Source organism: Lacunisphaera limnophila (assembly GCF_001746835.1).
GTDB classification, from domain to species: domain Bacteria; phylum Verrucomicrobiota; class Verrucomicrobiia; order Opitutales; family Opitutaceae; genus Lacunisphaera; species Lacunisphaera limnophila.
In genome coordinates, this window is sequence record NZ_CP016094.1 from 3,875,721 (window position 1) to 3,889,488 (window position 13,768).

The 13,768-nt window shown below is 66.5% G+C and carries 12 protein-coding genes; 5 read left to right on the forward strand and 7 right to left on the reverse strand.

The features are described 5' to 3' along the window. The first annotated feature begins 27 nt into the window (after nucleotides 1–27). Nucleotides 28–888 (forward strand): tetratricopeptide repeat protein, encoded by an 861-nt coding sequence (locus Verru16B_RS16270; protein ID WP_069963277.1) that lies wholly within the window; start codon nucleotides 28–30, stop codon nucleotides 886–888. Between the two features lie 30 nt (nucleotides 889–918). Here the strand turns inward: Verru16B_RS16270 and Verru16B_RS16275 are convergent, their stop codons facing one another. From Verru16B_RS16275 to Verru16B_RS16295, 5 genes are all read right to left on the reverse strand, one after another. Next, entirely contained in the window at nucleotides 919–1,401 is a 483-nt protein-coding gene (locus Verru16B_RS16275) for a DUF6265 family protein (protein WP_069963278.1), read from the reverse strand. A gap of 64 nt (nucleotides 1,402–1,465) precedes the next feature. Beyond that, on the reverse strand, nucleotides 1,466–2,839 hold the full coding sequence (locus tag Verru16B_RS16280; protein WP_069963279.1) for an MFS transporter: 1,374 nt from the start codon (nucleotides 2,837–2,839) through the stop codon (nucleotides 1,466–1,468). 105 nt (nucleotides 2,840–2,944) lie between these two features. After that, nucleotides 2,945–3,907, reverse strand: a complete 963-nt coding sequence (locus Verru16B_RS16285) for a glucose-6-phosphate dehydrogenase assembly protein OpcA (RefSeq protein ID WP_069963280.1) — start codon at nucleotides 3,905–3,907, stop codon at nucleotides 2,945–2,947. Nucleotides 3,908–4,033: 126 nt separating this feature from the next. Beyond that, on the reverse strand, nucleotides 4,034–5,575 hold the full coding sequence (zwf, locus tag Verru16B_RS16290; RefSeq protein WP_069963281.1) for a glucose-6-phosphate dehydrogenase: 1,542 nt from the start codon (nucleotides 5,573–5,575) through the stop codon (nucleotides 4,034–4,036). Nucleotides 5,576–5,661: 86 nt separating this feature from the next. Beyond that, nucleotides 5,662–6,150: a YraN family protein gene (locus Verru16B_RS16295; protein WP_069963787.1), complete on the reverse strand. Its 489-nt coding sequence runs from the start codon at nucleotides 6,148–6,150 to the stop codon at nucleotides 5,662–5,664. 115 nt (nucleotides 6,151–6,265) lie between these two features. Here Verru16B_RS16295 and Verru16B_RS18070 point away from each other — a divergent pair, with 115 nt between their 5' ends. Further along, nucleotides 6,266–8,521 carry an ATPase, T2SS/T4P/T4SS family gene (locus Verru16B_RS18070; RefSeq protein ID WP_083270428.1) on the forward strand — a complete coding sequence of 752 codons (2,256 nt, stop codon included), beginning with the start codon at nucleotides 6,266–6,268 and terminating at the stop codon, nucleotides 8,519–8,521. A 239-nt stretch (nucleotides 8,522–8,760) separates the two neighbouring features. Here the strand turns inward: Verru16B_RS18070 and Verru16B_RS18470 are convergent, their stop codons facing one another. Continuing rightward, nucleotides 8,761–8,922, reverse strand: coding sequence for a hypothetical protein (locus tag Verru16B_RS18470; RefSeq protein ID WP_157772503.1), 162 nt, complete (start codon nucleotides 8,920–8,922; stop codon nucleotides 8,761–8,763). Nucleotides 8,923–9,092: 170 nt separating this feature from the next. On the opposite strand from Verru16B_RS18470, the gene Verru16B_RS16305 reads away from it, so the two are divergent. Genes Verru16B_RS16305 through Verru16B_RS16315 form a run of 3 tightly spaced genes read left to right on the forward strand, consistent with a single transcriptional unit; the run spans nucleotide 9,093 to nucleotide 9,960 of the window. Continuing rightward, nucleotides 9,093–9,272, forward strand: coding sequence for a zinc ribbon domain-containing protein (locus Verru16B_RS16305; protein WP_069963282.1), 180 nt, complete (start codon nucleotides 9,093–9,095; stop codon nucleotides 9,270–9,272). A 60-nt stretch (nucleotides 9,273–9,332) separates the two neighbouring features. Continuing rightward, complete coding sequence (locus Verru16B_RS16310; RefSeq protein WP_099093325.1) at nucleotides 9,333–9,491, forward strand: DUF3309 domain-containing protein; 159 nt, start codon at nucleotides 9,333–9,335, stop codon at nucleotides 9,489–9,491. 16 nt (nucleotides 9,492–9,507) lie between these two features. Next, nucleotides 9,508–9,960, forward strand: a complete 453-nt coding sequence (locus tag Verru16B_RS16315; protein WP_069963284.1) for a hypothetical protein — start codon at nucleotides 9,508–9,510, stop codon at nucleotides 9,958–9,960. A gap of 14 nt (nucleotides 9,961–9,974) precedes the next feature. Here the strand turns inward: Verru16B_RS16315 and smc are convergent, their stop codons facing one another. Further along, complete coding sequence (gene smc, locus Verru16B_RS16320) at nucleotides 9,975–13,766, reverse strand: chromosome segregation protein SMC (protein ID WP_069963285.1); 3,792 nt, start codon at nucleotides 13,764–13,766, stop codon at nucleotides 9,975–9,977. Nucleotides 13,767–13,768 lie beyond the last annotated feature (2 nt).

Sequence of the window (13,768 nt, forward strand, 5' to 3'; positions counted from 1 at the left end):
ATTCCCGCTGTTTCCTTACTCAAGCGGATGCGCCGACTCCTCCTTCCCCTGACCCTCGCCACCGTGTTGCCCGCGTTCGCCGCCGACCAGGCCACCCGCGACCAGGTCGCCGAGCTCTTCAAGCAGCGCCAGTGGGCCGAGGCCCAGGCCGTGCTGGAAAAGGTCACCGCCGCCGAGCCCGCCAATGCCGAGGCCTGGAACTCCCTCGGCCTGACCCACCTCGCCCGCCAGGATGCCGTCCGCGCGGTCACCGCCTTTGAAAAGGCCGTCCAGCTGGATCCGACCAAGAGCGAGTATGTCTTGCAGGCCGGACACGCCTACGGGGTATCCGCCGTCCAGGCTGGCCTCTTCGGGAAGATGGGCTTCGCGCGGAAATGCAAGGCCGCCTACGACAAGGCCGTCGAGCTTGATCCCGCGAACATCAACGCCCGCTGGAGCCTCATGGAGTTCTGTCGGCAGGCGCCGGGCTTTTTGGGCGGCGGCATGGAGCCGGCCTACGCCCAGGCGGAAGCCATCCGCCGGCTCGATGCGCGTCGCGGGCGCGCGGCCTATGCCTCGCTCTACTCCGCGGAAAAGAAATACGCCCAGGCCTTCGCCCTGTACGAGGAGGTCCTGCGCACCCAACCCGCCGACGACGACGCCCTCTTTCAGGTCGGCCGCCTCGCCGCCCGCTCCGGCGAGCAACTCGACCGTGGCTTGGCCGCGCTCCGGCAACTGGCCACCCTGCCCGACCGCGCCGGCGACGCCCGCCTCCACACCCTCGTCGGCAACATCCTGGAAAAGAAAGGCGACAAGCCCGGGGCCCGGGCCGCATACGAAACCGCCCTCGCCGGGGACCCGCAATACCCCCAGGCCCTCGAGGCGCTGCGTAAGCTGAAGGAAGGCTGACCGGCGGCGCACCCGCGCCACCCCGGCATCTCAGGGTTTGATCCGCCGGAAGGGAAATTCCACCCGCCGCGTCGTGCCATCGTCACGCGGGCCGGCGATCCACGCCAGCACCGAGCCGTCCGGACGCAGGCTGTAGCCGATCGTCTGCGGGAAATCGTGCTCCTTGTTCTCAAAGACGGTCTCGGTCTCCGTCTGGGTCAGCAGCCGGAACGCCGCCTCCTTTTGCCCGGACGGCTGGGCGATGTAATACAACTCCCCGCCCGGCCCCACGCGGATCTGCATGAACTCATGCTCGACCACCCGGCTCTTCGCCACCGTGCGCGACATGCCGAGCATGGCCCCGCCGGCCGGCGCCATCCATTGCTCGTCCACCACCCGCCCGTTGCGCTCCAGCCGCCAGTTGCCCGCCAGCCAGGTCAGCCGCTCCAGCGACGGTGCGATCTCCTTGGTCTCCTGACCAAGAAGTGCGAGCGGCAGCAGGCAGATCAGGAGGAAGTGGCGTATGATGGTCATGGGATCAGGCGGACCGAAAGGGATCAGCCGCCCGTGGGCGGCGGCCGATTTCTTCCTTCTTCCTTCATCCTTCTTCCTTTTCGAGCGGCGTCACCGGATCGATGAACAGCCAGCAGACGGCCCCGAGGAAATAAATCACCGCGGAGATGGCGAACGCCAGCTGCCAGTCGCGGCTGGTCAGCGAGAGCACCAGGCCGACGACAATCGGACCGGCCATGCCGCCAAAGTTACCCATCATGTTCATGCTGCCGGACACGGTGCCGGCGTATTTGCCGCCGATATCCATGCAGGACGCCCAGCTCCCCGGCATCGTCAGGTCGTTGCTGAAACTCGCCAGTCCCATGGACAACATCGCCAGCAGCGGATCGCGGATGTAGAAAGAGGCCATCAGCAGCGTCGAGGCCCCGGTCAGGCCGATGACGCCGAAGGCCCGGCGCACGTTGCGCACGTTGGCGCCCCGGCTGATCAGGCGGCCGGAGATCAACCCCGCCGTGAGCGAACCAAACCCGCCGAAGAAGAGCGGGATGCCGGCCAGGGCCGCCGCGAGCACCTTCAAGGACATTTCCGGGCTCATGGAGCCCTCCAACAAGCCAGACAGCCAGCCCATGAACGCATTGCTCTTGATGTCCATGCCGCGCTCATCCCGCAGGTAGGTCGGCAACCAGGTCACATAGAAATACCAGCCGTAGCTCAGGCAGAAATACTGCGCCCAGAGCAGCCACATGGCCGGGCGGGACACCAATTTTTTCCACGGCACGTTGCCGTGCCCGGCGACGTTGTGCTCGTTTTCTTTCAGCAGCTCCAGCTCGGCGGCATTGACCCCCGGGTGCTCGCGGGGGTTGTCGCGGAACCATAGGTAAAAGATCACCGCCCAGACCACGCCGAAGATCGCGAACAGCATGAATGCCGTTCGCCAGCTCACAAAGGCCATGACCGCCACCACCAGCAGTGGCGCGGCGGCCCCGCCCCAGCGCGCCCCCATCCACATGAGCGCCTGCGCGCGCGTTCGATCCGCCTTGGGCAGCCAGGTGCTGAGCGCCTTGGTGAGGTTGGGAAAACAGCCCGCCTCACCGGCGCCAAAGAGAAAGCGGGTAACCAGCATCGAGGCATAGCTCCAGGCCCAGCCCGTGGCCGCCGTGAAGAACGACCACCACAGCACGACGCGGATCAGCACCTTTTTCGCCCCGAGCTTGTCCCCGAGCCAGCCAGTCGGGATCTCGAACAAGGCGTAGGCCAGGGTGAAGGCGGAGAAGATCATGCCCTTCTGCGCGTCGGAGAACTGCATCTCCGCCGCGATGTCGGGCATGGCCTGCGAGATGGCCACACGGTCGACGTATTGGACGATGGCGAGGGTAACAGCAAAGACGATCACCCAATAGCGGGTGCGCGTCGGCCGGTCGGTGGAAGGGCTCGGGGTGGAGCCGGTCGGGGTGGACATGCGGGCGCAAGCTAGGCGGGGCTCCGCGCAACATTCAACCTTCAAGACACGGCCGCCTCCGTCCATTTATAGCCTGGACCAACCCATCCGGTCCCGCGCCGCCGCTCAGAAGAACATCGCCTCGGCCAGCGCCAGCTCCGGCGTCAGCAGGTGCGCCCCGACGGTCAACGTCGTGCGGCCATGGCCCAGGTCGCCGGTGAACACCGCCTGGTTCTTCGACAGGTCAGCCTGCCAGAGAAAAATCTTCTTCGTGTCGGCGTACCCGAAGCTCAGCTCAAAACAGCCCTGGCATTTCTCGGGCTTAACCGTGAACGAGACCGGCGCCAGGTCCGACCCGCCGCGCACCAGTCCCTTCTTGATCCACCCCAGCAGGCAGGAGGCCTCGGCGGCGAACTCGGCCTGGTGGCGCAGCGTGACGGTCTGCAACCCCGCCGCGATGTCCGCCGGCGCATAGCGGCTGAGGAACTGGCCGAGGTTCTGCCGGAGCGGCAGCGTGCGCGTGTAGGCGAGATCGCGCACCGCCGAGAGGTTGGGCCAGGGAAAGGTGAAGGCGTCGGCCGGCACGATCGCACTGTCGAACAGCACCCGCGCCGAGCGTGTCAGCAGGTAATCGTAGTCCGCGATGCGCCGGCTCTCGGCAAAGGCGTGGGCCCAGTAATACAGCGGGAGGTCGGTGGACAGACAGACCGAGACCTGGCTCTCCAGGTGCGCCCGGGCGGCCATGGTGTAGTGCAGGATGACAAACTCCACGCACCGGGTGTCGGCCTGCGCCTTGCCGAAGAAACACTCCCCGTAGATCTTGGCGCGGATCTCGACCGGGCGCCCCTCGTCATAGTCCGGACACAGCACGACCACCCGGGCCGGATAACGGCGGGCAAAATTCAGCAGGTGCTGGAACTGCACCAGCGCGTCGGCCGCGGAGGCGCGGCGCCCGAGGTGCAGCACGAGGTTGAGCTGCACGGCCCGGCCCTCCTTGGCGGGGGTGTCGGCCCACAGCTTCTTGAAGCCGGCGGAGATCCCGCCGACCGGCACTTCCTGGCCGGGCAAGACATCGAAGAACTCAGGCATCAGGGTGAAATTTCAGGTGACAGGTTCCAAGTATCCGGAAGCAGACAGGTCGGCATCGGGAAGAAGAGGCTGATCATCGTGTGGCTTGATCTTTGGTTACTTGTCCCGTGCGCAGCCTCGCCGCGCTCACGGTTCCCGCCAGTTGTGCCCGTTGACCGAGAGCAGGTCGACGGCGGTCTTCGGGCCCCACGAGCCCGAGGCATAGGTGTCCATGCCCGTGCGGCCCTGCGCGGCCCACTTCTCGTGGATCGGCGTGATCAGCTGCCAGGACCGCTCGGTCTCGTCCCCGCGGATGAACAGCGTGCCGTCCCCGATCATGGCGTCGAGCACCAGGCGCTCGTAGGCCTCCGGGGTGTTGGAACCGAAGGTCGTGGCGTACTTGAAATTCATCTTCACCGGCTGCGTGCGGGTCTCGAGGCCGGGGATCTTGGCGTTGAGCACGAGGCTCAGGCCCTCGTCCGGCTGGATCTGGAACGCGAGCGTGTTGGGGGCGAGCTGGAACCGCTCGGACTCGGCAAACAGGCTGCCCGGCGGGCGCTTGAAACGCACGGCGATCTCACTGACGCGCCGGGCGAGATGCTTGCCGGAGCGGAGGTAGAACGGCACGCCCTGCCAGCGCCAGTTGTTGATGCGGAGCCGGAGCGCCGCGTAGGTCTCGGTGGCGGAGGCCGGCGCGACATCCTTCTCCTCGAGGTAGCCTTTCACCGGTTTGCCCCCGATCAGCCCCTCGCCGTACTGGGCGCGGGCGGCATCGGGATCAGGCCCGTCGAGCCGGAGCGGCTGGATGGCCTTGAGCACCTTCACCTTCTCGTCGCGCACCGACTCGGCATCCATCGAGACCGGCGGCTCCATCGCGGTCAGCGCGAGCAGCTGCATGGTGTGGTTCTGGATCATGTCGCGCAGGCAGCCGCTCTGCTCGTAGTAGCCGGCGCGCGCCTCGACGCCCACCTGCTCGGCCACGGTGATCTGCACGTGGTCGATGAAATTCCGGTTCCAGATCGGCTCGAAGATCGAGTTGGCGAAACGCTGGACCAGCAGGTCCTGCACGGTCTCCTTGCCGAGGTAGTGGTCGATACGGAAGACCTGCGACTCCTCGAACACCGCGGTGAGCTCGCGGTTCAGCGTCTGGGCGCTGGCCAGGTCGCGGCCGAAGGGTTTTTCGATGATGACCTTCGACTGGTGGCGCTGCCCCAGGTGGCGCGCGGCGAGGCCGCTGGCGCCGAGGTTGCGGATGATCGGGGCGAAGACCGTGGGCGGCGTGGAGATGTAGAACAGGCTCTGGAGCTGCTGGCCGATTTCCTTTTCCAAACCGGCGATGCGATCGCCCAGCCGGTCAAACGCGGCCTTCTCGTCGTAACCCCCGCTCACGTACAGCGTGCGCGGCGCGAGCCGGCCCCACACGTCGGCGGTCGGCTCACGGCGGGAGAATTCCTTGATGGCCCCGGCGGCGATTTGCTGAAATTCCGCGTCGGGGATCGGCTTGCGGCCGAAACCGATGAGGTAGAAATCCGTCGGCAGCAGCCCGTCGTGCGCGAGGTTGTAGATCGCGGGAATCAGCTTGCGGGCGGTGAGGTCGCCGGAGGCGCCGAAGATGACCACCACCGTCGGCGGCGAGCCGCGGTGCTTGCTCAGGCCGTGGAGAAAGGGATGAGGCGTTTCGTCTGCCATGTACGGCGGGGAACGTCGGCCCGATGGCGGGCTGCCGCAAGGCTTTATTGGGGCGGCCCGCCCTTGTGACACGTTCCGACGCCGGGTCAGGCGGTGCCCGCCGCATCCTTCGCCGGCGCCGGCCGGGCGAGATGATAACCCTTGGGAAACAAGGGCGCGTTCTCGTAATGCATGACCTGCGCCGGCAGCCGCTGGCTCAGCGTCACTTCCACGATGTCGAAACGGAAGGTCCGCGGCGCCGGCACCAACTGCGCGAGGTAGGTTTGCACGGCGCGACGCAGCGCCCGCTTCTTGCGTTCGTCCACCGCCTGGTAGCCGCTCACCAGTGCGCCCTCCGCGCGCGCCTTCACCTCGACAAAGACCAGCACCTCGCCGTCCCGGCACACCAGGTCGATCTCATCCCGGCGGTCCCGCGGGCTGTGCCAGTTGCGCGTCACGATCGTGTACCCCTGCCGGCCGCGGAGAAAATCCGCCGCCGCCTGCTCCCCCCGGCTGCCCGCCTCGGCTTCCGCGCTGGTCGCAGGCGGCGGCGTGGGCTTCAGTCTGTTCAGGAGCGATTTGAGCCAGCGAATCATTTGCAATTCGCCCTCGACCACGCTTATTTTCGGCCATACAAGCAAGCGCGTTTTTCAATCCCGGACCATCGCCTCGCGATCGGCCCGCTCCGGCGCCTTCCACCTCCCCCACCACATGGCCACCGCAAGCAATCTTACCGGCACCCTGCGCCGCTCCCTGCTGATCAAGGTCATTTCCAAGCCGGCCCCGAGCAAGGAGGACGTCAACACCGTCATCGAGCTCACCGCCAGCAAGGTCGTGGAATCCCTCCAGGCCCAATCCATGACGCTGTACCTCGTCGAGGGCGGCGAGATTGCGTTCAAGCACATCTACTATTCACCCACCCTCTGGGGGGCGGACAAGGACAAGGAACTCCAGTTCAAGGAAACCACCCGGAAGCTCCTGGCCCTGAAACTCCCGGCCGGCACCGGCAACGTCGGCAAGGTCATCCAGACCGGCGAGCCCCTCTTTTTCAGCGGCCGCGGCGCCGACGCCGCCACCCTCAAGAAGATGGACGTGGGCTTCGAGGTGAACTCGATGCTCACCGTGCCGCTCAAGACGAACATCGTCATCGGCGCCATCCAGGTCCTCAACAAGGAGCCCTCCGCCGGCACCGGCGGGTCGTTCACGCCGAAGGACCTCAGCGTCCTCATGGAGGTCGCCGAGTACTCCTCCACCCTCATCCAGCGCATGCTGGACCCGAAGTTCCAGCTCACGCCCGAGGACACGGCCAAGTTCATCTCGAAGTTCACCGAGCTGCCCCTCGTCACCAAGATCGAGGACATCGACGTGGATGAGAAACTCGTCGAGATCACCGGCGACGCGATCATCCGCCGCGAGTGCATCTTCCCCTACAAGAAGACCGGCGCCAACTCCTGCTCGGTGCTGATGACCAACCCCCTCGATTACGCCAAGCGCGAGGCGTTCTCCCAGGCCACCGAGATGTCGATCGACGACGTCAAGGTCATCCCGGCCAGCCTCCTCGACGCCCTGCTCAAGCGGGCCTTTGGCGAGAAGGCGGGCGCGGCCAAGGCCGGCGAACCCGCCGCCGAGGTGGACATCGACGAGGTGAAGGACCTCATCGCCGGCGCCTACACCGAGGGCGGCGGCACGGGCGAGGTCAAGGCCGCCGACCTCGAGAGCGAGGACTCCGCCCCCATCATCCAGCTCACCAACCGCATCATCGAGGACGCCTACGTCTCCGGCGCGTCCGACATCCACATCGAGCCGATGGAAAAGGACCTCGTCGTCCGCTACCGCGTGGACGGCGTGTGCGCCGAGAAGATGCGCCTGCCCAAGCAGGTCGCCTTTGCCCTGGTCGCCCGCCTGAAGATCATGTGCAACCTCGACATTTCCGAGCGTCGCCTGCCGCAGGACGGCCGCATCGTCTTCAAGAAGTACACCAAGAAGAACATCGACATCGATTTGCGCGTCGCCACCGGCCCGATGAACCACGGCGAAAAGGTGGTCATGCGTATCCTCGACAAGGCCAAGTCCACCCTGCCCCTGCCGATGCTGGGCTTCTCGGACGAGAACCTCGCCAAGTACCGCGAGTGCGTGCGCCAGCCCTACGGCATGATCCTGCACTGCGGCCCGACCGGCTCCGGCAAGTCCATGACCCTCTACGCCGCGCTGGCCGAGATCAACACCCCCGACGTCAACATCCAGACCGCCGAGGACCCGATCGAGTACACCCTGCCTGGCCTCAACCAGATGCAGATGAACAAGCAGATCGGGCTCACCTTCGAGCGCGCCCTGCGCTGTTACCTCCGCATGGATCCCGACATCATCCTCGTCGGTGAAATTCGCGACAAGGAAACCGCCCAGATCGCCTGCGAAGCGGCGCTCACCGGTCACTTGCTCGTCTCCACCCTCCACACCAACGACGCGCCCTCCACGGTTTCCCGCATGGGTGAGATGGGCATCGAGCCCTTCAACATCTCGGCCGCGCTCGTCTGCGTGTGCGCCCAGCGCCTCCTCCGCCGCGTCTGCAAGAACTGCAAGGTGAAGTACGTCCCCGACGGCCGCGAGGCCGAGATCATCATGAAGGCCCTCGATCTCAAGGAGGCGCCCGAGATCTACAAGGCCGCCCCCGGCGGCTGCCATGTCTGCAGCGGCAACGGCTACAAGGGCCGCGTCGGCATCCACGAACTCATGGTCAACTGCGAGGAGATCGTCGAGGCCATCAATAAGGAGGTCGAGGTGGCCGACCTGAAGCGCGTCTGCATGAAGAACGGCATGAAAACCATGCACCAGGACTCCATGCTCAAGGTCAAGATGGGCCTCACCACCATGGAGGACGCCCTTTCCAACGTCCCGGCCGACATGATCGCCGTGGATGGCGGCACCGAGGCCGCCGAACCCAAGGCCAAGAAGGGCCACGGCCACTGACCCATTCCCGCCGGACATACCCCGCCGGCGGGCAGGCAAAAGAGGCGCGATCCCACCCGGGGTCGCGCCTTTTTTGTCGCCGGCTGTAGGGCGGGGTCGCCGAACCCCGCCTGGTTCAAGCATGATAACGGGTTCGAGGCGGGGGCGAAGCCCCCGCCCTACCGCCCAGCCCAAGCCGCGCCCCGGCCCCGCGCGCAGCTGGCGGCGCGGGCGCTCGAGGGTCGCGCGCTAACGGTGATTTAGTGCGGCCGGTGGTGCCCGTACTGTTCCACGGTCCAGGCCACGATGCCCGTGCCGAACAAGATGATCGCACAGAAGGCCAGGTCGATTTGCCGGCCGAAGAACAGGTACAGGAACCAAAGCAACGCGCCGGTGATGATGGCGGTGAGCGGGGTTTTCATGGGGTATCCTTTTGCCTGTATTATACCACAGGCTTTCCCTGAATGACCCACCCCGGGAAGGATAGACGTCCGCCTACTGGCTGGCTCCTTCAGGCCAAAATGTGCGCAGCGGCCCGCCGGCGGCCCGGGCGCGCCTTTTGCCTTTTAGCCGCGCCCGGCCATGCTGCGGTATGCATGACGCCCTGGCCATCGACTGCCCCCACTGCGGTGAGACGTTCTCCCTCGCCTTTGACGTGACCGAGGGCAGCGCGGAATTCATCGCTGATTGCGAGGTCTGTTGCCGGCCGATGGTCGTGGCCGTGCGCGTGACCGACGGGGCGGTGGACGGCGTCGAGGTCACGGAGTGCTGAAACCCGGGTGGGATGAAGGCCCCATTGGAGGTGCGGCGGCCGGATGGTATCTTGCCGCCCATGAATCCTCTGCTTCTTATCCTCATCCTGTTGCTTCTGTTCGGCGGCGGCGGCTTTTACTTTGGCGGTCCGGCGGTCGGCGGCGGTGGCGTCGGCCTGATCCTGCTCATCCTTCTCATTGTGTACCTCATGGGCGGCCTGCGCAGTCCGCGCAGCTGAGGCCACCGCCGTCGCCATGTCCCCCGCCCTCCGCACCCCGCGGGATTGCCGCCGTGCCGGCCCCCTGGCCCGGTGGGCGGGTGGCGGGCTGCTGGTCCTGGCCGGGCTTCTCGCCGGTTGCACGGGCTTCCCACAGGCGGGCCCGGGATCCTATTACCCCACGCCTACGGAGCTGCAGGCCCGTCTGGAGTTGGAGGAACGCTACGTCTATTTCCCGGGTTACGAAATCTACTACAACCGCACCCAGGGCTATTACGTTTACCGCACCCACGGCGGCTGGGTGGATGAGTTTGAGCTGCCGCTGGAAGTCGACCGGCAGGAAATGCTGGCCTCACCCTTCGCCGCCATGTCCTTCCATGACCACCCGGAGGCGCATCATGAGCAGGTTGTCCGGGACTATCCCCGGAACTGGGGCCTGGATGCCCCCGCCGCACCGAGCGCCCGGACATCAGGCTTGTTCATGAAATAAGCCGGGGCCGCGGGTCAAGCCGGGGCCTGGGGGGCGGCGCCGCGCACGGAGTCGGCGATCGTCGTCGGCAGGGCCTCCGCCTCGCCCCGCTCCGCGTTGAAGCGCATCGACACCGTCTTGGACACGCCGCGCTCCTGCATCGTCACGCCGTACAGCGCATCCGCGGCGGCCACGGTGCTCTTGTTGTGCGTGATGATGATGAACTGCGACTCCTTCACGAACTGCTTCAGCAGGTTGGTGAAACGATGGATGTTTGACTCGTCCAGCGGCGCGTCGAGTTCGTCGAGCAAGCAGAACGGCGACGGCTTCACCATGTAGAGCGCAAAGAGGAGCGCCACGGCGGTGAGGGTCTTCTGTCCACCCGACAGCAGCGTGATGCCCTTCAGCTTCGTGCCCGGGGGCTGGGCCACGATCTCAATGCCGCTTTCCAGCGGATCCTCGGCCGTGACCAGGTCGATCTCGGCCCGGCCGCCGCCAAAGAGGATGTTGAAGGTGTAGGCGAAATTCTTGCGGATCTGCTCGAAGGTGACCTTGAACTGCTCGAGGGAGGTCTGGTTGATGTCGTCGATCGCCTTGAGCAAAGCGGCCTTGGCGTTGGTCAGGTCGTCGCTCTGGGTCTTGAGGAATTCGTAGCGCTGCTTCAGCTCGGAGTATTCCTCGATGGCCACGAGGTTGACGGCGCCCATGGTGCCGATGCGCTGGCGCAGGGCGTCCACCTCGGCCTTGATCTCGGCCCAGTTGGCTGTTTCGAGCGCGGCCAGGTCGGCCTCGGTCGGGTCACCCTTGTTTTCCTTCTTCTTGCGACGCTTCGGCTTCGCCTCGGCGGCGGCGGGGTCTTCGGTCTTCGGTCCGCCCTCCTCCGTCTCCTCCTCGTCCAGATCGAGGTCCTTCATGCCTTCCGGCTCATCGTCGGCATGCCACAGCAGCTTTTTCCAGTCCAGCAGGGCGATGTCGGTCTGGAACTCGTGATTGATTTCCTCGGTGAGGAACTGCACGCGGGCCTTCGTCTCGGCCGCCTTGACCTCGTTGCGGGAAAGCTCGGTCATGGCCGCCTCGGCCTCGGTGCGGATGGTGCTCAGGCCGGACTCGACGCGGTTGATCTCCTGCTCGACCGCGGACAGCTCGCGCCGGGAGTTTTCCACGTTCTCCTGGGCCACGGCGAGGGTGACGGCAATTTCCTCGGCGCGGGCGCGCTGGCCGGCGCCTTCCTGCTCGAGGGCGGCGATCTGCTCGCCCCAGGTCTCGATTTCGATCTGGCGCTGGTCGTGCAGGTCGGCGAGCTGCACGCGGCGGCGCTCCATCTCGGTCAGGCCGCGGTCCAGGACCTCGACCTTCTGCCGGCGCTCGGCGAGCTCGAGGCGGGCCTGGGCGAGGGATTCGCGCTTCTGGTCGCGGTCGGCGCGCTTCTCGCTGATGGCGGTCTCGACCCCGGTGATCTTGAGCTTCTGGGCCTCGACGGCGGCATGCACCTCCGCCAACTGGGCCTGGGCCTTGGCCAGGCGGGCCAGGGCCTCGTCGTGGTCACGCTTGAGATTGGTGAGCTCGTTCTCCATCCGCTGGAGCCGCGTGCTGGCGTCGTCCAGCGAGCGCTGGGCGTTCTTCTCCTCGGTGTGCAGGGCGGCGGCGTGCTGGGAGGCCGCGAGCACATCCTTGCGCTTCTGCTCGAGCGTGGCCTCGGCCTCGGCCAGGACGGCATTGAGCCGGTCGATGAGGGCGCGCTGCTCGTCGTGCGCGGCCTGCTCGGCCACCACGGCCTTGCCGGTCTCGCGCAGGTCCACCTCGCGCTGGACGATGCTGTTGGCGGGCTTCTTGTGGTGCCCGCCGTAGATCAAGCCGCGGCGGTCCACGAGGTCGCCCTTCGCTGTCGCCACCATGAGGAAGCTGAAGGCCGGATTCGCCCGCCAGAAATCAAGGAAGCCGTTCAGGTCATCCGTGAGGTAACAGGCGGACAACACGCTGGCGGCCGGGTGGGCCGCGTCGAGATTGGCCACCATGGCGGTCGCCGGGGACAGGAAGGACGGCAAGCCGTCCGCGGCGGCGGCGGCGGCGGTGAGACCGGAGACCTGCAGGCACACGCTGCCGACCTGGTCGGCCTCGAGCTGACCGAGGATCTTCTGCGCGGTCGCCAGGTCCGAAACCGCGATCGCCTCGACCGAGGCGCCGAGCAGCGCCTCGACGGCCTTGGCGTACTGGGGCCGCACCTCGAGCCCCTGCGTGATCGGGATGAATTTCTGCTCGCCGAGCACGGCGGTGAAGCGGCCCTGGAGCAGCGCCTTGGCACCCTCGCCGAAGCCTTCCCATTTTTCCTGCAGCTGCTGGAGCAGCTTCAAGCGCGCGGTCTTCTGCGCGAGCCCCCGGTCGATCTCCTGCAGGCGGCGCTGGGCCTCACGGAACTGGTGCGTGGCTTCCTGCAGGGCGGTCTGCGCGGCCTGCGCCTCGTTGTTCGAGCGGCTCTGCTCGATGCGCGCCTCCTGCACCTTCTGGCTGGCCTCGGCCAGCGCGGAGGCTGCGCCCTCGACGGCGGAACGGAGCTGGGCGAGATCCTGGGAAAGCTGGTCGTACTTGTTCTGGCTCGTGCGGGCGTCCACCTCGAGGCCGGAGCTGTCGGTGCGGAGCCGGGCGACCGTGCTCTCCACCTGGAGCAGGGCGAATTTTTCCTGGCTGAGCTGCTGCTCGGCGCGGGTCAGCTCGCCCTCCAGCACGGCCAGCTCGCGGTTGCGGTCCTGGAAGACGGCGTCGGAGCTGCCGAGCAGCGAGAGCTGCATCTGCTTGTCCTGCGAACCGGTGTCGACCTGCGAGGCGAGTTCCCGGAGCTGCATCTCGAGCTCGGCCATGTCATCCTTGCCGGCGTCGAGGCGCTCGATGAGTCCGGTGCGCTTGACCTGGGCGAGGCCGGACTGGTTCTCGGCCTGCTCCTTTTGGGAGCGCAGGTCGAAGACGGCCTGCTGGCTGTCCTGTACGCGTTGCGTCAGCGCCATGCGGGCGGCTTTCTGCTCGTCGAGGGCGCGGGTGCGCTCGTCGAGCGCGCTGCGGCGGGCCTCGGCGTCGCCGCGCAGGCCGGCCACGCAGCCCTCAAGCCCGGCAAGTGTCGTGCTGAGACCGAGCCACTGGTGGTGGCCGTGCGCCAGGGCGAGGTGGCGCAGGCGGAAGCTGAGGCGCTTGAAACGCATGGCCTTCGCGGCCTGGCGCTTGAGGCTGCCGATCTGGCGGGCAACCTCGTTGATGACATCGGAAACGCGGGCCAGGTTCTGCTCGGTCAGGGCGAGCTTGTTCATCGCCTCGCGGCGCTGGCTCTTGTACTTCGTGATGCCGGCAGCCTCCTCGAACACCACGCGGCGTTCCTCGGGCTTGGACGAGAGGATCTGGTCGATCTGGCCCTGCGCCATGATCGAATAGCTCGTGCGGCCCACGCCGGTGTCCATGAAAAGCTTGTGGATGTCCTTCAGACGGCAGGGCTGGCCGTTGAAATAATACTCACCCTGGCCGTCGCGGGACACGCGGCGCATGATCTCGATCTCATGAAACTCGCTGCCCAGCTGCTTCTCGCAATCCGTCAGGAGCAGCGCCACCTCGGAGAACTGCGCGGGCTTGCGCGTGTCGGCGCCCTCGAAAATGACGTCCTGCATCTTGCCGCCGCGGAGGGCCTTGGCGCTCTGTTCGCCCAGCACCCAGCGAATCGCGTCCGCGATGTTGCTCTTGCCGCAACCGTTCGGGCCCACGATGGCCGTGACTCCGGGTTGGAAGCTGAGGGTGGTGTTGTCCGCGAAACTTTTGAAACCGTGAAGCTTGAGCGCCTTGAGATGCATTA

Excerpts from the sequence above, each read along its gene's own strand:
- Verru16B_RS16270 (WP_069963277.1), top strand. The coding sequence starts at position 28 with ATGCGCCGACTCCTCCTTCCCCTGACCCTCGCCACCGTGTTGCCCGCG.
- Verru16B_RS16275 (WP_069963278.1), bottom strand. The coding sequence starts at position 1,401 with ATGACCATCATACGCCACTTCCTCCTGATCTGCCTGCTGCCGCTCGCA.
- Verru16B_RS16280 (WP_069963279.1), bottom strand. The coding sequence starts at position 2,839 with ATGTCCACCCCGACCGGCTCCACCCCGAGCCCTTCCACCGACCGGCCG.
- Verru16B_RS16285 (WP_069963280.1), bottom strand. The coding sequence starts at position 3,907 with ATGCCTGAGTTCTTCGATGTCTTGCCCGGCCAGGAAGTGCCGGTCGGC.
- zwf (WP_069963281.1), bottom strand. The coding sequence starts at position 5,575 with ATGGCAGACGAAACGCCTCATCCCTTTCTCCACGGCCTGAGCAAGCAC.
- Verru16B_RS16295 (WP_069963787.1), bottom strand. The coding sequence starts at position 6,150 with ATGATTCGCTGGCTCAAATCGCTCCTGAACAGACTGAAGCCCACGCCG.
- Verru16B_RS18070 (WP_083270428.1), top strand. The coding sequence starts at position 6,266 with ATGGCCACCGCAAGCAATCTTACCGGCACCCTGCGCCGCTCCCTGCTG.
- Verru16B_RS18470 (WP_157772503.1), bottom strand. The coding sequence starts at position 8,922 with ATGAAAACCCCGCTCACCGCCATCATCACCGGCGCGTTGCTTTGGTTC.
- Verru16B_RS16305 (WP_069963282.1), top strand. The coding sequence starts at position 9,093 with ATGCATGACGCCCTGGCCATCGACTGCCCCCACTGCGGTGAGACGTTC.
- Verru16B_RS16310 (WP_099093325.1), top strand. The coding sequence starts at position 9,333 with ATGAATCCTCTGCTTCTTATCCTCATCCTGTTGCTTCTGTTCGGCGGC.
- Verru16B_RS16315 (WP_069963284.1), top strand. The coding sequence starts at position 9,508 with ATGTCCCCCGCCCTCCGCACCCCGCGGGATTGCCGCCGTGCCGGCCCC.
- smc (WP_069963285.1), bottom strand. The coding sequence starts at position 13,766 with ATGCATCTCAAGGCGCTCAAGCTTCACGGTTTCAAAAGTTTCGCGGAC.